Origin of the sequence: Chelatococcus reniformis (genome assembly GCF_014640075.1) — a bacterium.
Taxonomy (GTDB): domain Bacteria; phylum Pseudomonadota; class Alphaproteobacteria; order Rhizobiales; family Beijerinckiaceae; genus Camelimonas; species Camelimonas reniformis.
Genome location: NZ_BMGG01000009.1, coordinates 153,463 through 173,146, shown reverse-complemented (window position 1 = coordinate 173,146; position 19,684 = coordinate 153,463). Strand labels below are relative to the sequence as shown.

At 67.9% G+C, this 19,684-nt stretch carries 18 protein-coding genes and 1 other RNA gene; 6 read left to right on the top strand and 13 right to left on the bottom strand.

All coding sequences use genetic code 11. The annotated features are described in order from the left end of the window. Window positions 1-4 precede the first annotated feature (4 nt). The 9 genes from IEW34_RS23550 to IEW34_RS23510 form a co-directional block, all read right to left on the bottom strand. Entirely contained in the window at window positions 5-1,198 is a 1,194-nt protein-coding gene (locus tag IEW34_RS23550; RefSeq protein ID WP_188611677.1) for an efflux RND transporter periplasmic adaptor subunit, read from the bottom strand. 185 nt (window positions 1,199-1,383) lie between these two features. Next, a complete protein-coding gene (locus tag IEW34_RS23545) occupies window positions 1,384-2,880 on the bottom strand; it encodes a Do family serine endopeptidase (protein WP_188611676.1) in 1,497 nt (498 codons plus the stop codon). A gap of 88 nt (window positions 2,881-2,968) precedes the next feature. Further along, window positions 2,969-3,163, bottom strand: coding sequence for a DUF2065 family protein (locus tag IEW34_RS23540; protein WP_188611675.1), 195 nt, complete (start codon window positions 3,161-3,163; stop codon window positions 2,969-2,971). A gap of 21 nt (window positions 3,164-3,184) precedes the next feature. Further along, window positions 3,185-4,123 (bottom strand): protease modulator HflC, encoded by a 939-nt coding sequence (hflC, locus tag IEW34_RS23535; RefSeq protein WP_188611674.1) that lies wholly within the window; start codon window positions 4,121-4,123, stop codon window positions 3,185-3,187. After that, window positions 4,120-5,262 carry an FtsH protease activity modulator HflK gene (gene hflK, locus IEW34_RS23530; protein ID WP_188611673.1) on the bottom strand — a complete coding sequence of 381 codons (1,143 nt, stop codon included), beginning with the start codon at window positions 5,260-5,262 and terminating at the stop codon, window positions 4,120-4,122. The genes hflC and hflK overlap by 4 nt, the downstream gene beginning before the upstream one ends. Before the next feature lie 193 nt (window positions 5,263-5,455). Next, window positions 5,456-6,004, bottom strand: coding sequence for a dihydrofolate reductase (locus IEW34_RS23525; RefSeq protein ID WP_188611672.1), 549 nt, complete (start codon window positions 6,002-6,004; stop codon window positions 5,456-5,458). 82 nt (window positions 6,005-6,086) lie between these two features. Continuing rightward, window positions 6,087-7,085 carry a copper chaperone PCu(A)C domain-containing protein gene (locus IEW34_RS23520; protein WP_188611671.1) on the bottom strand — a complete coding sequence of 333 codons (999 nt, stop codon included), beginning with the start codon at window positions 7,083-7,085 and terminating at the stop codon, window positions 6,087-6,089. Between the two features lie 58 nt (window positions 7,086-7,143). Next, a complete protein-coding gene (locus IEW34_RS23515) occupies window positions 7,144-7,512 on the bottom strand; it encodes a hypothetical protein (RefSeq protein WP_188611670.1) in 369 nt (122 codons plus the stop codon). Window positions 7,513-7,732: 220 nt separating this feature from the next. Next, window positions 7,733-8,575 carry a thymidylate synthase gene (locus IEW34_RS23510; RefSeq protein ID WP_188611669.1) on the bottom strand — a complete coding sequence of 281 codons (843 nt, stop codon included), beginning with the start codon at window positions 8,573-8,575 and terminating at the stop codon, window positions 7,733-7,735. A 120-nt stretch (window positions 8,576-8,695) separates the two neighbouring features. Between IEW34_RS23510 and ssrA the strand changes: the two genes are divergently transcribed. The 5 genes from ssrA (at window position 8,696) to IEW34_RS23485 (ending at window position 11,081) form a co-directional block, all read left to right on the top strand. Beyond that, window positions 8,696-9,048: a transfer-messenger RNA gene (ssrA, locus tag IEW34_RS23505) on the top strand. Window positions 9,049-9,070: 22 nt separating this feature from the next. Next, window positions 9,071-9,658 carry an SspB family protein gene (locus IEW34_RS23500; protein WP_188611668.1) on the top strand — a complete coding sequence of 196 codons (588 nt, stop codon included), beginning with the start codon at window positions 9,071-9,073 and terminating at the stop codon, window positions 9,656-9,658. Between the two features lie 64 nt (window positions 9,659-9,722). Next, window positions 9,723-10,340, top strand: a complete 618-nt coding sequence (locus tag IEW34_RS23495) for a glutathione S-transferase family protein (protein ID WP_188611667.1) — start codon at window positions 9,723-9,725, stop codon at window positions 10,338-10,340. Between the two features lie 160 nt (window positions 10,341-10,500). After that, entirely contained in the window at window positions 10,501-10,788 is a 288-nt protein-coding gene (locus IEW34_RS31065; protein ID WP_188611666.1) for a DUF4169 family protein, read from the top strand. After that, window positions 10,785-11,081 (top strand): ribbon-helix-helix domain-containing protein, encoded by a 297-nt coding sequence (locus IEW34_RS23485; RefSeq protein ID WP_188611665.1) that lies wholly within the window; start codon window positions 10,785-10,787, stop codon window positions 11,079-11,081. The genes IEW34_RS31065 and IEW34_RS23485 overlap by 4 nt, the downstream gene beginning before the upstream one ends. 6 nt (window positions 11,082-11,087) lie before the next feature. Here IEW34_RS23485 and IEW34_RS23480 read toward each other — a convergent pair whose 3' ends face one another. Together IEW34_RS23480 and IEW34_RS23475 are read right to left on the bottom strand one after the other, a co-directional pair. After that, a complete protein-coding gene (locus tag IEW34_RS23480) occupies window positions 11,088-14,621 on the bottom strand; it encodes an AsmA family protein (RefSeq protein WP_194446529.1) in 3,534 nt (1,177 codons plus the stop codon). A gap of 229 nt (window positions 14,622-14,850) precedes the next feature. Beyond that, the gene (locus IEW34_RS23475) at window positions 14,851-16,284 is read right to left on the bottom strand and encodes an FAD-binding oxidoreductase (RefSeq protein WP_188611663.1); all 1,434 of its coding nucleotides are present in this window, start codon (window positions 16,282-16,284) and stop codon (window positions 14,851-14,853) included. A gap of 276 nt (window positions 16,285-16,560) precedes the next feature. On the opposite strand from IEW34_RS23475, the gene IEW34_RS23470 reads away from it, so the two are divergent. Next, window positions 16,561-18,111 carry a flavin-containing monooxygenase gene (locus tag IEW34_RS23470; RefSeq protein ID WP_188611662.1) on the top strand — a complete coding sequence of 517 codons (1,551 nt, stop codon included), beginning with the start codon at window positions 16,561-16,563 and terminating at the stop codon, window positions 18,109-18,111. Window positions 18,112-18,239: 128 nt separating this feature from the next. On the opposite strand, the gene IEW34_RS23465 is transcribed toward IEW34_RS23470, so the two are convergent. Further along, window positions 18,240-19,214, bottom strand: a complete 975-nt coding sequence (locus IEW34_RS23465) for an NADPH:quinone oxidoreductase family protein (protein WP_188611661.1) — start codon at window positions 19,212-19,214, stop codon at window positions 18,240-18,242. A gap of 134 nt (window positions 19,215-19,348) precedes the next feature. Beyond that, window positions 19,349-19,624, bottom strand: coding sequence for a hypothetical protein (locus IEW34_RS23460; RefSeq protein ID WP_188611660.1), 276 nt, complete (start codon window positions 19,622-19,624; stop codon window positions 19,349-19,351). Window positions 19,625-19,684: the final 60 nt, after the last annotated feature.

The following is a 19,684-nucleotide window of genomic DNA, read 5'->3' as shown; positions in this document are numbered from 1 at the left end:
CGGATCAGCTCTTCGAGCCGTTCGCGCCGGCCGGGTCAGGGGCCGTGGGCGGCAGTTCCTTCATTTCCGGCTTCACCTTGATGCCCGGGCGCAGGCGCTGGAGGCCGTTGATGACGATCGTCTCGCTGCCGTCGAGGCCGGAGCGGATCAGGCGGTAGCCGTCGATGCGCGGCCCCGGCCGAACCACCTTGGGGGACACCGTGTCGTCCGCCCCCAACACCCAGACCAGCCGGCGATCCTGGTCGGTGGCGATCGCGACATCGGGCACCAGCACGCCCCTGTACGGGTCGGAGCCGGGGATGCGCACGGTGCCGAACATGCCGGGCGCCAGGAAAAGGTCGGGATTGGGCACCAGCGCACGGGCCCTCAAGGTACCGGTGGCCTGATCGATGCGGTTGTCGAGGAAGTCCAGCTTGCCTTTGCGCGTCGGCTGGCGCTCGTCGGTGACGCCGACGAGCACATCACTCGCGATCGAGCCGCCGGTGCCGCGGTTGCGGTTGAGCCGCTGGTAGGCGAGGTAGGAGCGCTCGTCGATATCGAAGTAGAAGTAGATCGGATCGAGCGACACGATCGTGGTCAACAGCGTCGAATCCGCGGTAACGAGATTGCCCTCCGAGATCAGCTTGCGCCCGATCCGCCCGGACACCGGGGCGCGGATCTCGGTGAACTCGAGGTTGAGCTTGGCGCTCACCACCGCGGCATTGGCGCCGGCGAGATCGCCCTGAGCCACCAGCGCCGTCTGGCGCCGGGTTTCCAGGACCTGCTCGGTGATGTTGCCGGTCTTTTGCAGGCTCTGGGCGCGCTCCAAGTCGCTCTTGGCGAACTGTACTCGCGCCTGCGCCGAGTTCACGCCCGCTATCGCCTGGTCCGTGGCCGCCTGGTAGGGGCGCTTGTCGATGACGAAGAGCAGGTCGCCCTTCTTGACGACGGCGCCGTCCTTGAACTCCACGGAGCTCAGATAGCCCGACACGCGCGAGCGCACCTCGACCGAGTCGACCGCTTCGAAGCGGCCAGTAAAGTCGTCGTATTCGGTGACCTGCTTGACCACCGGCTTGGCCACGGTGACCACCGGCGCGGGCGGGGCCGCCGCGCCGGCGCCACCCGCCCCCGGTGGCTTGGTCGCGGGTTCATTGCAGGCAGCGAGCGCCGCAACGAGCGCGACGGAAGGCAAAACACGAGCGAGCAGCGACCTGAGCATGCAACCGGACCAGGGGTGGGAGTTCGCCACAGTTAGACGCGCAGCTGTGAACTACCAAGTGCGCTAGCGCACGCCAGCCTGTTCGATAGCATGCAACGGCCGACCCGGGAAACGCGCCGTCGCGGTCGACGGGGCCGCTATCGGCAGCCGCGCCACGCCCATGGGCTCCGCCGCCGCGCCTTGACCTACTCCATGGCGACGGCGACGAAGCGCACTTCGCCAGCCGGGTTGGAGACCAGCAGCAGCGCCGACTTCTTGCCGTCCTTCTTGAGCGCGTCGAGCCGCTTGGACACATCCGCCGGCTGCTGCACCGGCTCCTGCGCCACCTCGACGATGACGTCGCCGGCCTGCAGGCGCTTGTCGGCCGCGTTGGAGTTGGGGTCGACCCGAGTGATCACCACGCCCTTGACGGTCGGCTTGATCGAGAAGCGCTGGCGCAAGTCATCGCTGATCGACGACAGATCGAGGCCGAGCGCCTTCTTGATGGCGGGCTTGTCCACGTCCGTGTCACTGCCGCCGCGGGCTGCCATCTGCTTCTCGCCGTCCTCCAGGCGTCCCAGCTTGACCGTTCTGGTCTCCTCCTTGCCCCCGCGGAAGATGACCACCTGGGTCTCCTTGCCGACCGGCGTGGTGGCAACCAGACGCGGCAGGTCGCGGCTGTCCTTCACCTCCCGGCCATCGAAGCGGACGATGACGTCGCCCTGCTTGATGTCGGCCGGCTTGGCCGGCCCCTTGTCGTCGACACCGGCGACCAGGGCGCCCCGGGCCCGGCCGAGGTTGAGCGCTTCGGCGGTCGCGTCGTCGACCGACTGAATGCGCACGCCGAGCCAGCCACGGCGGGTCTCGCCGAACTTCTGCAGCTGCTCGATGGCGGGGCCGGCGAGCGCCGACGGCACCGAGAAGCCGATGCCGACGGAACCGCCGGTCGGCGACAGGATGGCGGTGTTGATGCCCACCACCTCGCCGGCCATGTTGAACAGCGGGCCGCCGGAGTTGCCCTTGTTGATGGCCGCGTCGGTCTGGATGTAGCTGTCGTAGGGTCCTTGATCGATATTGCGGTTGATGGCCGAGACGATGCCGGCCGAGACCGAGCCGCCGAGGCCGAACGGGTTGCCGATGGCAACCACCCATTCGCCGATCCGGAGCTTCTCGGAATCGCCGAACTTGACCGCGGTCAAGGGCTTGCCTTCGGGCTTCACCTTGAGCACGGCCAGATCGAGCTTGGAATCCTTGCCCAGGATCTCGGCTTTGAGCTTGGTGCCGTCGTTCAGAATGACGGTAATCTCGTTGGCCTCGCCGATGACGTGGTTGTTGGTGACGACGATGCCGGCCGAGTCGATGATGAAACCGGAGCCGAGCGAGTTCGACTTGCGCTGGCGCGGGGCATCGCCGCCGCCGCCGCCGCGGCGATTGAAGAACTCCTCGAACAGATCCTCGAAGGGCGTGCCCGGCGGCAGCTGCGGCAGGGTGCGGCCCTTCGTTTCCACCGTGGTGGAGGCGGAGATGTTGACCACCGCGTTGGTCACCTGATCGGCAAGGTCCGTGAAGCCTTCGGGCCCGCGGGCATGGGCCGTACCCACCGCGCCGAGCACCAGGCCTGCGGCCAGGGCGAGCGCTCCAGCCAGGCGCCGCGGTGGCGCCATGGACCTTGTCGCCTCGAACGCCATGCTGAGAGAGACCATTGTCCGTCCTCGTCGTTCGTGAACAGGCGCAGGGCGCCCGCGTTGATGCATTATACAGGATTGCGACAGCTCGGTGGCCGCCATCCGGTCACCACACGTGGTTGCGCATCAGCCAGACCAGCCCGACGCCGACCGCGGCGGCCGTGATGCCGACGAGCCGCATCATGTCGACGGGCGCCGCGGCCATGTCGGCCGCGGCCTTCTTCACCGCCGAGGGAAATGCCGCGAAGCAGATTCCCTCGATCGCCAGCAGCAAGCCGAAGGCCGCCATGAGATCATGCATGGGGCGGCCGCCGGCCCGCGATCAGGGGCGCGCCGACGCGCCGGACGACGCGGGCGGCCCGGACAGCTGCGGTCCTGCCCCCTGCACGCCGCGGCCCGACTGGTGCCCGAAGTAGCGGAAGAAATCCGAATCGGGAGACAGCACCAGCCGCGTGTCGCCGGCCTTGAGCGCAGCTTCATAGGCTTGCATCGAGCGGTAGAACGAGAAGAAGCTCGGGTCCCTGCCGTAGGCATCCGCATAGATGCGGTTGCGCTCGGCGTCGCCCTGGCCGCGCAGCTCCTCCGATTTGCGCGTCGCCTCGGCCAGCAGCACGGTCACCTCGCGATCCGAGCGGGCGCGGATGCCCTGAGCGATCTGCGAGCCCTGCGCGCGAATGTCGGCCGCTTCGCGCTCGCGCTCGGTCTTCATGCGTCGATAGACCGCCTCGCTGTTCTGTTCGGGCAGGTCGACGCGGCGCAGGCGCACGTCGACGACCTCGAGGCCGAGGCCTTTCGCCTGCTGGTTCACCTCGTCGCGAATGCGCCTCATCAGCCTGTCGCGCTCATCCTTGACGACGGCCGTGAAGGTCGCCTCCGCCAGCACCGACCGCGTCGTCGAATTGACGATCGAGGTCAACCGCAGATTGGCGCCGGCGATGCTGTTCACGGACTGGTAGAACAGCAGCGGATTGATGATGCGGTACCGCGTGAAGGTGTCGACCACCAGCCGCTTCTGGTCCGAGGCGATCACCTCTTGGACCGGCAGGTCGAGGTCGAGGATGCGCTTGTCGACGTAGACCACGTTCTCGATGAACGGGATCTTGAAGTGCAGGCCCGCCTGCTTGGGCAGCCCCCTCACCCGGCCGAACTGGAGCACCAGCGCTTCCTGGGTCTGGCCGACGATGAAGGTCGAGGCGTAGATCAGAAGCGCCAGCACCGCGACTAGGACGGCGCCGACGACCTTGAAGAGATTGCCGTTCATCGTGCAGCTCCCTGAGCCGGGGCGGCACCGGCCGCGGGCCGTTGTGGCTGCAGCGACTCGAGCGGCAGGAAGGGAACGACGCCCTGGCCGCCCCTCTGGTCGAGGATGACCTTGTTGGTCGGGCCCAGCACGTGCTCCATCGTCTCCAGATACATGCGCTCGCGCGTCACTTCAGGCGCCAGGCGGTATTGCTCGTAGACCGAGAGGAAGCGCGAGGCATTACCCTGCGCCTCGTTGGTGGCTCGCTCCTTGTAACCCTCAGCCTCCTGCACGATGCCGATCGCCTTGCCGCGCGCCTCAGGGACGATGCGGCTGGCGTAGGTCTCGGCCTCGTTGCGCAGGCGGTCTTGGTCCTGCCGGGCCGCCTGCACGTCGCGGAAGGCGTCGATGACCTGGGCCGGCGGATCGACCTTCTGCAAGTTCACCTGCCTGATTTCCACGCCCGCTCCGTAGAAGTTCAAGGTGTCCTGCATCAGCTGACGGACCTCCGCTTCGATCGCGCCACGATCCGTCGTGAGGATGTTCTGGATGTTGCGGCGGCCGACCACCTCGCGCATGGCGCTTTCAGCCACGACGCGAATGGTGCCGTCGGGGTTCTGCAGATTGAAGACGAAGTCGGTCGCCTTGGCCGGATTGACCTGCCACTGCACGGCAAAATCGATGTCGACGATGTTCTCGTCGCCGGTCAGCATCAGGCTCTCGTCGGTGACGCTGCTCTGCTGCACGCGCGAGCGCGACTGGGTGTTGGAGCGTACGCCGATCTCGATGATGCGGCTGGAGGTGACGTCGGGCTTGATCACCGAGCCGATCGGGTAGGGGAAATTGTAGCCGAGACCCTCGCCGGTTGAACCCGCATAGCGGCCGAAGACGAGGTTGATGCCGACCTCGTTGGGCCGCACCGTGTAGAAGCCGGTCGCGAGCCACAGCAGCACGGCCCCGAGCAGGATGAGAAGGATGCCGCGGAAGCCGAAGGAGCCGTCGCCGCCCGGCAGGATGCCCTTCAGCCTGTCCTGACCGCGCTTGAGCAGGTCCTCCAGGTCGGGCGGCCCGCCGCCGTTGCGTTGCGGCCCGGATCCCCACGGCCCCTGATTCTTGGGGCCCCATGGTCCGCCGCCACCGCTTTGATTACTCCAAGGCATCGATCTGACATTCCCCTTTGGGCTCGATGGACGCGGATCCTCGAGCCTTGTCGTTTGGCAGGGCAAGCCCTGTCAAGCACAGCACTTAATGGCACACGCGCCGCTGTTCAATGAACGGCTCCAGCGACAAAGGCGCGCCCGCGTCCAGCATCGTCCGAACAATACGCGCGCACCGCGAAGTGTTGTGCCCGTGTCACGCCGAACCCGCGACCGTCCGGTCCGGAACGCGCTCCAGATCGACAAATGTAAAAGGGTATTCATCGCCCGGTCCGGCCGCATGGTGCTGCCGAAACGTCTCGCGGTAGCTGCGCCGAAACGCCCCTCCGGCCCAGTCCGGAAAGAACACTGTGGCCGGGGGCGACGCGTGAACCTCGGTCAGATGGATGCGCCGGGCGAGCGGCAGCGTCTCGGCATACACGCGGGCTCCTCCGACCACGACGATTTCCCCCGCGCCGAGCCGATCGGCCGCCGCCTCGCAGCGCCCGATCGCGTCCGCCAGCGAGCCGGCGACGGCGACGCCGGGCGCTTCGCAGAAGGCGCCCGTGCTCAGCACGACCGTCTCGCGCCCGGGCAACGGCCGGCCGATCGACTCGTAGGTCAGCCGGCCCATCAGCAGCGGCCTGCCCATGGTCAACGCCTTGAAGCGCTGCATATCGGTGCGCAGGCGCCAGATCAGCCGGTTGTCCCGGCCGATGGCTCCGTTGTCGGCAACCGCGACGACCAACACGAGCGGCAATGCCATGGGCGCGTCCTGAAGTTGGCCGACACGGCGGCGGCGACGGATCGGCTCGTCCTATCACATCGCTGGCGCCGGGTCGCGCCGGTCAATGCTCGTGGTGGCCGCCCGCGGGGGAGCCGCCGGGGCCCTGCTGGGCGCCCACGCCCCCGACCGCCAGCGTCACCGGCACGCTACCCGCCTTCTCGAAGACGAGCGTGCCCTTGACGGTGTCGCCGGTCTTGAGCTGCTGCTTCAGGCCCATCAACATCAAGTGGAAGCCGCCCGGCTTGAGTTCGACGGTCTGGCCGGGTGGGAGTTCGATGCCCTTGTCGAGCGGGCGCATGCGCATCACCCCGTCTTCCACCTTCATTTCGTGGATCTGGACCTCGCCGGCGATGTCGAAGGAGCCACCGATGAGCCGATCCGCCGCCTTGCCGTCGTTGGTGACTGCCAGATAGCCGCCGGCGACCTTCGCACCCGCCGGCGTGGCACGTGCCCAAGGCGAGCGGATGGTGAGATCGCCGACCTTGACCGGCACGGCGGCGGGCGCCGTCGACGGAGCGGTCGTGGCGGCCTGGATGATACGCACGCCCGGCGCCGGCGATTTGAGCGCAGCGGCCGACTGCCCGGGCGCGGGCACTTCGGCCCAGTTCTGCGTGCCGCTCTCGCATTGCTGCAACACCGGGAAGCTTATGGTCGCCCCCGGTTGAAAGGCGTCGGTGATTCGCGCTGCGAAGACGAACTCGTCGTAGAAGTCGTCCGGCAGGCTGCCGCCCTTCCAGGTGATCGACTTCACGCCGCTCGCCACATCCTTGCCGTGCAGGGGATAGGCGCGGGCGTATGGCCCCTTCTCCAGCTCGACGGTCCAGCCCGCCTTCGGCATGGGGCGCGCGGCGATGACCCCTTCGGGAATGGTGATGCGCAGCAGTTTGGTGGCGGACGTACCGCAGCCGTGATTCACCTTGGCGACGCCGCGGTAATAGGAGTTCGGCGTCGCCTCGGTGGTCTCGAGCGTCACATGGGCGAAGACGGATGTGGACAGCAGCGCCGTGGCCGCGCCCAGCGCGCCGCCGAGCGCAATGCGTGTCAGGTCAAATCGTATCATGGGAACAGGCTCCTGAAGATCGTCGTGAAGAGCGCGGGAGCGCTCGATCCGAGAAGGCTCAGGCAGCCGCAGGAGGTCCTCGCGCGCTGGTCGCCGCCTCCAGGAGGGGCGCCATGCCGAGAGGTCGATGCGTGGGAAAGATGACAAGCAGGGCGGGTGGCGCGGTGATGGCGCTCGAAGCGCCGTCACCCTGCGGCGGCGTGGCCAGCGACGGGCCGGCACAGGCCGCCACGCAGCACAGTTCGTGGGCGCCGGATGGCCGTTCGGGATCGGCCTGCCCCGTTGGGGCAGGGACCGTCGTGCAGAGCGCCCCGGCATGACCGGCAAGCGCCGGCAATGGCAGCGCCGAGAGCATGAGCGCCTGCAGCACGAGCGCATAAGCGGCGATCAACGCGATCACCGCGCGCGGCGCTGTGCGCCGTTCCATGGCTTGCTGCCGGCCTGTCATCCCCCACTCATAGCGCCCGCGTCACGCCGCCTCAAACGGCGTGACGACGCACGGTCGTTCATAAGCCGGTGCACAAATTACTGCTCATCCGATGGCGCTAGAGCATTTCCGCGTTTCTTCGAATCGCCGAAATGCTCTATCTGTTTGTTTTGTCGCGTTTTCTTCACGCGAACCGGCGTCCACTTCGCTCGAAAACGCTCTAAACGGCGACCGGCGCGCGGATGAGCGGATGCGGGTCGTAGCTTTCGATGGCGACATCGTCGAAGGTGAAATCGTCGAGCGCGCGAACCGCCGGATTGAGCCTCAACCGCGGCAGGGGCCGCGGCGTGCGGGACAGTTGCTCGCGCGCCTGCTCCACATGGTTGGCATAGAGGTGCACGTCGCCGAGAGAATGGACGAAGTCACCCGCCTCGAGCCCCGTCACCTGCGCCACCATGTGGGTCAGCAAGGCGTAGCTTGCGATGTTGAACGGCACGCCGAGAAACACGTCGGCGGAGCGCTGATAGAGTTGGCAGGAGAGCCGCCCCCGTGCGACGTAGAACTGGAACATCGTGTGGCAGGGCGGCAACGCCACCCGGTCCTGCTGACGCGCATCCCAGCCGGTCACGATGAGCCGGCGGCTGTCCGGATGGCGGCGGATCTCGTCGACGACCCAGGCGATCTGATCGACGCCATCGCGCGTGAAGCTGCCGTCGGGCATCTCGGTGGCCCCGAAGTTGCGCCAGGCATGACCGTAGACCGGGCCCAGATCGCCCTCGCGCCGGCCGAAGCGCGCGCATTGCTCCGCCGTCGCCCACTCGTCCCAGATGGTCACGCCACGTTCCTGGAGGTAGCGCACGTCGGTGCTGCCGGACAGGAACCAGATCAGCTCGTGCACCACGGACTTGAAGTGCACGCGCTTGGTGGTGAGCAATGGAAAGCCCTCGGCCAGATCGAAGCGCATCTGGTGACCGAACAGCGACAGCGTTCCCGTGCCGGTGCGGTCGTCCTTTGGGACGCCGTGCTCGAGGGTGTGGCGCAGAAGATCGAGATAGGCGCGCATCGGCACTCCGGAATCGGCGGCCTGAGAGTTTAGCCGCCGCGGCGCCCGGAGCCTAGCCGCCTTCGGCGACGCGGCCCCGCCCGCAGGTATGTGGGGATCGCCGCCCGTCGATGCACGGGCTCCCTTTCGCGCCGACGAACAAGTGCCTATATTCGGGTCGCCGTCGCAAGGCGGCTATGGCAATAAACGGACATCGCAATAAGCCATTCGGACCCGGGGGCGGTACCCGGCGCCTCCACCAAAGCCCAGCGCAGGTTGGGCTTCGGCGGGGGCGAAATAGGATCGACGAGGGTGTAAAGGGTGCTCTTTTGCTCGGCATGGTTCCGCCGTTATCGGGCCATTGCAATAGTTGCCAACGACAACTTTGCTCCGGTTGCGGTTGCCGCGTAAGCGGTAACTAAACCGATCTGAAGCCCTGGCGGGTAGCACCGTCAGGCGGGGTTCGGAGGCACCTGGCAACAGAAGCCTCCACTCGATTTTCGCGCGCAGGGGGCCATGTCGAAAGATCTGATCCGGTACGATCTTCTTGTTCAGAATGCGCTGAAAGGCGTGGTGCGGAAGGTGCTGGCCGATACTGCTCGCGACGGGCTTCCTCCCGAGCATCACTTCTATATTTCATTTCGCACCGACGCCCCGGGTACCCGCGTCTCCAACCGGTTGCGCGAAAAATACCCGGAAGAAATGACGATCGTGCTGCAGCACCAGTTCTGGGACCTGGGCGTCAACGAGCACACCTTCGAGGTTGGCCTGTCGTTCTCCGGCGTACCCGAGCGCCTGCTCGTGCCGTTCGACGCCATCACCGGCTTCTTCGACCCCTCGGTTCAGTTCGGCCTCAAGTTCGACACCAAGGACGAGGGCGGTGGCATGGTCACCGTGGAGCAGCCGTCGGCGACGCCGCGCAGCGAGCCGGCCATCAAGGCGCCGCGCGGCAGGACTCCGGATCCCTCCGAGATGTTGCCGCTGGCGACCAACGGCGATGATGAGAACGGCGCCAAGCCGCCTGCCGAGCCGTTGCCCGGCTCAGGCGCGCCCGAGGGCGGCGCCGACGTGGTCAGCCTGGACGCCTTCCGCAAGAAGCACTGATCGTGGTATCCGCCGCCCGTTGGCCCCTTCGTCAGCAGCAGGACGCGGGCCGCGGGAGGATGGCATGAAGCTCTATTACGCGCCGGGCGCGTGCTCCATCGGGATCCACGTGCTCCTCGAGGAGATCGGCAAGCCGTACGAACTGGCGAAGCTCAACCTCATGCAAGGCGACCAGTACGGGGCCGCCTTCACCAGCGTCAATCCCAAGTCCAAAGTCCCGACGCTGGAACGGCCGGACGGCTCGGTGCTGACCGAGTTCGGCGCCATCGCCTTCTGGCTCGCCGCCGCCAATCCGGAGGCGAGTCTCTATCCTGCCGACATCGAGGCCCGCACCCAGGCCACGTCGCTTATCGACTACGTGGTCGCGACCGTGCACATGCAGGGCTTCGGACGGCTTTTCCGGCCCGGCAACTTCGGCCCGCGCGAAGAAGATCAGGACGCGGTCAAGCAGCGCGGGCGGGAGATCGTCGACAAGGCCTTCAGATTGATCGACAGCCGCATTGCCGGCAAGGAGTACGCCGTCGGCCCGTTCTCGATCGCCGACGCCGCGCTCTTCTATGTGGAGTTCTGGGCATCGAAGCGCATGAATATCGAGCTGCCGGGACACTGTGCGGCCCACTACGAGCGCATGATCGGACGGCCGTCGGTGCAGCGCGTCCTCAAGGACGAAGGCTTCGCCTAGAGCGTTTTCGAAGAAGCGCGGAAATGCTCTAAGCTAGGCTGGCGCGCGCGTTCCGACCGGATCGAACCACCCGATCGGAACGAGGCGCTCCAGATTGCATAAATTGGAGCATCGTTATCCGGTCGGTTGGCTGCGTTTGACCGTGCTTAGGGAGGAGGCCTTGGCCGAGATCGTGAACCTCCGCAACGCGCGAAAGGCCAGGCAGCGGGCCGAGCACGAGACGCTCGCGGCCGCCAACCGGACGCGCTTCGGCCGCACCAAGGCGGAGCGCGCGCGGGAGGAGAAGGAGCGGGATGCCGCCGCGCGGCAGATCGACGGCCACCGCCTCGAGCAGGGCGCCAAGAAGTCGACACCGGTTTTTGGACAAGATCCTGCTCAAAACAAAGAGTTAGAGCAGGGTGATGATTCAAGGAAAAATCTTCCCGCTCTGGACGATCCGTCACCGTGACCGCAGCCAAGGGCCCAGCCCAGGCGCCAGCTTTCCGTGTCGTCAAACGCTCGCTGGTGGTCGCCGGCCACCGCACCTCGGTGTCGCTGGAGGAGCCCTTCTGGGCTGCGCTGAAGGAGATCGCCGCCGTGCGCCGCCAGTCGCTGGCAGGCCTCGTCGCTGCCATCGACGACCGGCGCGACGGGCAAAACCTATCGTCGGCCATCCGGGTCTTCGTGTTGGCCTATTTCCGCGACGCCACCGCGTTCAATGACGTCACTCCCGGACAACGGGAGCGCGTCGCTGGACGGTGACGCGCGTCAGCGGCTGCCAGGGGTGGTGATCCACTGCGAGCGCTCGGCCGCGCGACGCAGCTGGTCTTGACGCTCGCGCTCTCGCGCGTCGGCCTGCGCTTTCACCGCCTCCTCGGCCCGCTGCTCCGCTTCATGCCGCTCCTTCAGCTCGGCCTCGCGTCGCGCCCGCTCCTCGGCCTCGCGCCGCGCCCGTTCCTCCGCCTCGCGCCGCTCGCGTTCTTCCTTGAGCCGCTTGGCCTCGGCCTCGAAGGCCTGAATGCGCTCCAGTTCCTTGCCGAGCCGGATCGACGCCAGTCCGTTGGCCAAAGCGTTGGCGTCGACCTCGCGCCGCGGCGCGCCGATGGGTCCCTGCCAGCGCAGCGCCACCTGGGCCGGCCCTCCCTTCCAGCCCGGCGGCCGAACCTGGGTGGACAGAATAGCAGCCGCTTCCAGCGTCAGGGTACGCAGATCGATGGTCAGCGCCCCCTCCAGGCGCGCCGGCCCGGCCTCGGCCGAGGTCGGCGAAGCGCGCGCGACGCCGCCGCCGATCAGCAGCGGCACGTCGATGGTCCTCACCTGGAAGAACGCTCGCTGCAGCAGCCGGTCGACCTGCGTGCCGAGCGCGCGCGGATCCAGCGTCTGGGTGTCGTCGCCGGCGCCGGCAGCGGCCTCGCCGAGTGCTCCGGGATCGACGCGCTTGAGCATGACGTTGGTCGCCTTCAGCGAACCGGTGCCCGACAGGTTGGCGACGATGGCGGCGACACTTTCGCCCGAGCCGCCGGCCCGGATCGTCCCGCTCACCCGCCCGGCAAGGTCGCCCGCGCCGGCCAGCGTCGTGATATCCACCTGGTCGAGCCGCAGGTCGGTGGTGAAGCTCGCGCCGCTGCCAAGCCGGCGCAGCACCGTCTCGCCGGCCAGCGAGCCGCCGGCGAACGAGGCCCGATCGAGGCCCAAGGCGACCCCATCGGCGACCTTCCTCACGGTGAGGTCCGCCTGCGTCGCCGCCAGCCCGCCGCCGAGATCGAGGCGCCCCGCCTTGATGTGCACGCTGGCCCGGTCGGCGGCGACGCCGTCCAGCCAGGCAGGGGCCGCTGCAAAGCGTTCGGACGGCCAGATGCCGCCGGCTCGCGCCGCGGGCAGCGGCCCGAGCGCCAAGACGCTGGCCAACGCCGGCACCGACAGCTGGTCGGTCGCGAGCCCGACAGCGAACGCCCCGTCAGGACCCCGCGCCACCGTGCCGCGCACCGGAGAGCCAGCAAGGGATCCATCGAGGAGCGCTTGCCAGCCCGATCCCGTCCCGTCCCGCTCGATCTCCACGCCAAGCGCGAGCGGCATCGCCTGATCGGTGCGTGCCGCCCCGCCGAGGGCCCGCGCCAACCGGCTCGCGTCCTTGGCTGACACCTGGAACGCTGCCTTCGTCCAGCTCCCGACGTCGGGGCCCATGGCAATGGGGGCCGCGGTGCGCACATCGATGCCTGCGATCTGTCCGCCGAGCGTGAGCTGCTGTGCCGTCGTGCCCTTCGGCGGCTCGGCGAGGATGGCTGTCACGACGGCCGGACCGATGGCCGCTCGACCTTCGCCCGCGAAGCCCCAGGTCGCCAGCACGCGGGCTGTCTCGGGGGTGTTGAAGGTCAGGCTGGCGTCCACCAGGCGCGCCGCGGGCCAGGCGAGACGCGCCTGGCCCGCGACCGACCCGCCGAGCGCCGCCCCGTCGAGCCGCACGTCGATGCGACGCGCCGGGTCCGCGCCGGAGGCGGAGGCGACGACCTTCAGATCGAGGGGGGCGTCTTCGACCCCGGCCGGCCAAGGGCCGGCAAAGACCCCGAAGCCCAGCTTGGCGAGCAGACCGAAGGCCGGGCCGGCGCGCTCGGCCGTAACGTTGGCATTCACCCGGCCGTCGCCGCGCGGGCCGATGCTGCCCGTGCCGCTTGCATTGATGCCTGCCAGATCGCGGATCTCGAGCGCGTCGATCGCCAGATGGCCGGCGCTGCGCGAGAGCTTGGCGCGCACGCGCCCGGCGCCGGCGCTCGGGCCGTAACGGACACCGCGCGCATCGATCAGCAGGCCAAGATCCGCGGTCCCCAGCGACAGACCAACGTCGGACAGGGCCGGCCAGCGCGCGAGGTCGATCTGCTCGGCGGTGAGCTGGGCGTCGAGACGCGGCGGCTCGCGCTCGTCGGCAAAGCTGTAGCGGAAGGCGCCGGCGACGGTGACGGGGCCGGCGGCCATACGCACGTTGGACAGGCCGATGAGCGTCGGCGAGAGCGCCACGTTGGCGTCGAGCGTCAGGCTCTGCTCGCGCGCGATCTGAGTCGCGAGGGCCTGGCTGGCGCCGAGCCGCGACAGCGCCAGCCCGAGGCGGGGCGGTGCGCCCACTCGGACGGCCACGCGAAAGGCTGCCGTTGCCTGATCTGCCGCCTGCAGCGTGCCATCGGCGGTGACGTTGGTTTCCCCCGGCAACCGCAACGACAGCTGCTCCACGGCGACCTGCCGCCCGTCGAGACGGATCAGCGCGGAGAGGCTCTGGGCCTCCTCATCCGCCCAGCTCAGGCGATCGAAGGCAACGCGCGCGGTGACGGGCAGCGGCACGATGCCGAGCACCGGCCCAAGCCCGCCCTCCTCCATGACCGGTCGCAGTTGCGCCACCGCCTTGTCGAGCGCCATGTGACGGGCGCCCAGGGTGAGTTCGGCCGCCACCCGACGTCCCAGATCGAGGCTGCCCGCGCCCGTGAGCTTGATGCTGCCATCCCCGGCCGAAAGGTCGACGTTCCGGAGCGCCAGCCGCCGGCCGACAAGCTCGACGTCCGCATTGGCCGTGAGCGTCAGTGGCTCGTCCGCCGTCAGCGGCCGCGTGGCGCTGACCTTGCCGACGAGGAGCGGCGTTGCGCCCTTGGCAGCCAGGCTCAGCTTCCCCTCCAGCGCGAGCCGGCCGACGAGGTCGTTGCCGACAGCGGCCTTCACTGGCCGCTCGCCGCCCGGCTCGACCTGGCCGGTGGAGAACCGGAACGGCTGGCCCTCGACGGCGCCCGCGACCTGCCAGGGGCCGTCCACCGACGAGGCTTGGCCGATCGCCTCCAGCCGGCTCAGCCGCACATCCCGACCGGTGACGCGGTCGGCGATGACGATGGCGCCGCGCGTGACCCGCACGCGCTCGACCGCCAGGCGCCCCAAGAGGCCGTCCGGTCCAAGCCCCGGCCAGGCAAGCCCCCCGTCCTCGGCCAGCCGAATCGTCAGGACGGGCTGGTCCATCGCCGCATCGGCGATTTGCACATCGCCCCGCAGCAGCGGCGACAGCGACAGCTCCACGCGCGTCTCGCCTGCGGCCAGGGACGCCGGACCGCGGCCCTCGCCGATCGCCAGACCCTCCAAGGTGAGCGCCGGCGACGGCAGCAGGCGCACGCCGATGTGGCCGCGCGTGTGGACGGGCACGCCGAGCGCGTCGCCGAGCAGCGCCTCGACACGGCCGCGATGGGCCGACCAGTCGATGAGCGGCGGCCCCAGCAGCGCCGCCAGCAGCGCGACGATGACGAGGACCGCGATGGCGGTCAGGAGATCTCGCAAGGCCGGTGACGCACCTTCGGTAACCGCCTGGAGCGCTTCCTCCCATTCGAGTGGATCCACCCAGGGGAGGAAGCGCTCCAGATTTCAATATCCTGGAGCATTTCCCGATCAGCTGGTTCCATCTGATCGGGAAACGCTCTGGCCCGGCTGCTAGAGCATTCTGCAATTGGATGAGCATCATCCGCTTGCGGGGTATGCTCCAATCCTTTGAATCCGGGGCGTCGGCAGTCTAGCCCGAAAACGCGACGATCTTGCCGGGGTTCATCAGATTGTGGGGATCGATGGCCCGCTTCAATTGTCGCATCACCTCGAGCGCCGGCTCGCCGTGTTCGGCCACAAGATATTTCATCTTGCCCTCGCCGACACCGTGCTCGCCCGTGCAGGTGCCGTCCAGGGCGAGAGCGCGCTTCACCAGCCGGTCGAGGAAGCCCTCGATGACCTTGCGCTGCGCGTGATCGTCCGGATCGAAGAAGGGCGAGACGTGGAAATTGCCGTCACCCACGTGGCCTGCGACGCCCGAAGCGATGCCGCAGGCGTCGAGGTCCCGCAGTGTTTCCTCGACGCACTCCGCGAGGTGCGAGATCGGCACGCACACGTCGGTCGCAAAGGTGATCTTGCCCGGATTGGCTGCCCGGCCGGCCCAGTAGGCGTCGTGGCGCGCCTGCCATAGGCGGGTTCGCTCCTCGGCCTGGGTCGCCCAGGTGAACGGGCCGCCGCCCAGTTGCTCCGCGATCTCGCCGAAGCGCTCGGCCTGCTCCTTCACCGACGCTTCGGTGCCGTGGAACTCGACCAGCAGCAACGGCATCTCCGGCAGGGTCAGTTTCGAATAGGCGTTGACCGAGATCACCGAGGCGGTGTCGAGGAGCTCGATGCGCGCGACCGGGATGCCTGTCTGGATGGTCAGGATGGTGGCGTCGCACGCCGCCTTGATGCTCGGGAACGGGCAGGTGCCCGCCGAGATCGCCTCCGGAATGCCGTGCAGGCGCAGAGCCACCTGCGTGATGATGCCGAGCGTCCCCTCCGAGCCGACGAACAACCGGGTCAGGTCGTAGCCGGCGGCGCTCTTCTTGGCGCGCGTGCCGGTCTTGACCACCGAGCCGTCGGCGAGCACCACCTCCAGGGCCAGCACGTTCTCGCGCATGGTGCCGTAGCGAACCGCGTTGGTGCCGGAGGCGCGCGTCGCCGCCATGCCGCCGAGCGAGGCATCGGCGCCAGGATCGATGGGGAAGAACAGGCCGCTGGCGCGCAGGTGCTCGTTGAGCTCCTTGCGGGTCACCCCAGGCTCGATCACGCAGTCGAGGTCCTCGGCGTGGACGGCAAGAATCGCCTTCATCCGGCCGGTGTCGATCGAAACGCCGCCGAACGGCGCGTTGACGTGGCCCTCGAGCGAGGTGCCGGTGCCGAACGGGATCATCGGCACCCCGTGCGCCGCGCACAGCTTCACGACCTCGACGACCTCCGCCGTGGTCTCCGGGAAGACGACGGCATCCGGCGGCTCGTTGGCCTGCCAGGTCAGGGTGTTGCCGTGCTGCTCTCGGAGCGATGCATTGGTCGACAGACGCTCTCCGAAGCGGGCCGAGAGCGCGGCGATGACGGCCGCCACCGACTCCTGCCGGGAGGCGGAGCCGGGCGACGGGGCAGCAACGGCGGCAACGGGGGTCATCGGGGCTTCCTTCCGCGCGGTCTCGGCCTTTTCACAACCTTATCCGGTTCGTCGGCAACCCAAAAGGCTTCGCTGCGGCCAGAGCATTTCGCATTTGGATGAAATCATCAAATTGCTCATAAATACTCCAAGGCCTTGAATTTGAATATATTTTACGAGCCTTGGCGAGTCCCGTCCAAGCATTTGAAGCGTGCTGGACCCGTGTGCACCTGGAGGGCTTCCCGCAGCGCGGGAATTGGCTCTAAGCTGCGCCCATAAGGCAAGAAGGATCGCATGATGTCAGGGATGGCAACGCTCAGCACGACGGCGCGCAGCGGCAGGCGGCCGCAGGCCGCCGAATACGTCGACGTCTTGATCGTCGGCGCCGGCATATCCGGGATCGGCAGCGCCTATCATCTTACCCGGCAATGCCCGGGCATGAGCTTCGTCGTTCTGGAGGCGCAAGAGAGCTTCGGCGGCACCTGGCACACGCATCGCTATCCCGGCGCCCGCTCGGACAGCGACCTCTACACCTTCGGCTACAGATTCAAGCCGTGGATCGGCAATCCGATCGCGACGGCCGCGGAAATCCGCGCCTATCTGAGCGAGGTCATCGACGAAAACGATCTCGCCGGCCGCATCCGCTACGGCCACCGTATCGTCTCGGCGGCCTGGTCGAGCGACGACAACCTATGGACGGTCGAAGCGGTCCGCACCGACACCGGCGAGACCGTGCAGATCGCGGCTGGCTTCCTGTGGATGTGCCAGGGCTACTATCGGCACACTGAAGGCTACACGCCCGACTGGGACGGCCAGGACAGGTTCGGCGGCCGGATCGTCCATCCCCAGACCTGGCCGGACGATCTCGACCTCTCCGGCAAGCGCGTGGTGGTCGTCGGATCGGGGGCGACGGCCGCCACCCTCGTCCCTTCCATCGCCGCCGATTGCGCGCACGTGACGCTGCTGCAGCGCTCGCCCACCTACTACATCTCCGCGCGCAACCAGAACGACCTGGCGGACACGCTGCGGACGCTCGAGGTCAAGGAGGAGTGGATCCACGAGATCGTGCGGCGCAAGATCCTCTACGATCAGGGGGCTTTCACGCGCCGCTGCTTCGATGAGCCGGACGTGGTGAAGCAGGAGCTGCTGGCCGGCGTGCGTGTCCATCTCGGCCCGGACTACGATATCGGGACTCACTTCACGCCGCGCTATCGGCCGTGGCGGCAACGCATCGGCTTCGTGCCAAATGGCGACCTGTTCCAGGGGATCGCCTCGGGCAGGGCCTCCGTGGTGACTGACGAGATCGAGCGCTTCACCAAGACCGGCATCGAGCTCAAATCCGGTGCCACCATCGACGCGGACGTCGTGATCACCGCGACCGGCTTCAACCTCAACGTGCTCGGCGACATCGCGTTCGTCATCGACGGCAAGCCGCTCACCTTCTCCGACACCGTGACCTATCGGGGGATGATGTTCACCGGGGTTCCCAATCTCGCGTGGGTCTTCGGCTATTTCCGCGCCAGCTGGACGCTTCGGGTCGACCTTATCGCCGACTTCGTCTGCCGCCTGCTCAACCACATGGAGGTCAAGGGCGCTGATAAGGTGGAGGTGGCGCTGCGGCCGGAGGATCGCGGCATGCCGCTCTCGCTGTGGATGGACGCGGAAGACTTCAATCCGGGCTACCTCATGCGCGGCATGCACCTGCTGCCGCAACGCGGCGAGGCGCCGGAATGGCGGCACACCCAGAACTACTGGGCCGAAAAGGACGAGTTGCCCGCAATCGATCTGGACGACCCGGTGTTCGTTTACGGTTGGACGGAGGACAGACGCCACGCCGTCAACGAATGAACCGCGTCCCAGCCAGCCAGTCGTAGGATAAGCGATTGAAATTCAAAGGGATTGTATCATTTTCCACCGTTGGATGCTGATCATCCAACGGCGAAAATGATTGAGCTCCGCCAAGGCGCCCGACCCGATCACATGACGATGACGGGCTTGCCGATATTGGCTCGGCCGAGCAGCCGCTCGATCACCGAAGGCGCCTCCTCCAGCGGATAGGTGGCGCTGGGCTCGGGACTGATCAGGCCCTGGCCTGCAAGCTCGAGCAGGCGTTCGAACAGCGGGCGCGCGGCCCCCTTGTCGGCCCGGACGTGGCCGCCCCAATCGACGCCGACGATCGACGCGCGCTTCAGCAGCGGCAGGTTGAGCGGAATGCGGGGAATGTCGCCGCCGGCGAAGCCGACGACGAGGTGACGCCCTCCCGGCGCCAGACAGCGGAAGGCGGTTTCCGACCAGCGATCGCCAACCGGATCGTAGACGACGTCGAGCCGGCGGCCGGCGAGCACCTGCTCCAGAGCCCTGCGCCACTCGGGCCCGCTGTAATCCACCAGCAGATCCGCGCCGCGGGCACGGCAGGCCGCGAGCTTGTCCGCCGACGAGGCGGCCGCGACGACCGTCGCGCCCATCCCCTTGGCGATATCGATTGCCGCCATGCCGACGCCGCCGGAGGCGCCGAGGACGAGTACCGTCTCACCGGGCTGCACACGGCCGCATGTCTCAAGCCCGTAGATTCCCGTCGAGTAGTTGACGACGCTGGAGGCGGCCGCCACCGCGGAGATGCCGTCAGGCAACGGAATGCACTGCTCGGCTGTAACCAATGCCCGTTCCGCCAGTCCGCCGCGTTCGGCCAGAGCCATGACCCGTTGCCCGACGAGGTCGGGCCGGACCGCTGGCCCCACCGCTACGATGCGCCCGGCGATTTCACTGCCCGGCACGAAGGGCAGAGGCCTCTTGACCTGATAGCCGCCCCGCACGTGCAGGCCGTCGACAAAGCCGAGTCCGACCGCTTCCACCGCGACGACCGCATCGCCCGGTTCGGGCGACGGCTCCGCAATCTCGGCGACGATCAGATCCTTGGGATCTCCATAGGCAGTGCAGTGAATGGCCCGCATCGGTCCCTCCGCGGCGCGCCATCCCCTCGCGGGAAAGCGCGTCGAGCCCTGATAGCGCGGCCGCAGGTCTTACTGCAAAGGCGCTTCTTACTGCAAAGGCGCTGCGGTCTTGGGCTGTCTCGCTGGCCGCCAGCTCAACAGGTCGCGCCCACGCAGGTCCGCGGCACCGTCGGCAGATTCCGGTTCTGCAGCTGCTGAAGCTGCTGCTGCTGTTGATTGAACTGGAACTGCTGCTGCTGGTTTTGCTGCCGGATCTGCATGTCCTCGTTCATGCGCTGATTGAGGCCGCGGACAGTGTTCGCGGGCCGCTGGGCGCTGGGCGTCTCGTCCACCACCTGGGCGTGAGCGGCGGCAGCGAATCCGAGGCCTGCGACCACCGCGACAATCCGGCAGTACGACACAACGGACATGGGGTGCACTCCTCGACGGTAATCTCGATCTCCATATGGGTATTCTGGATGCCGCTCGCC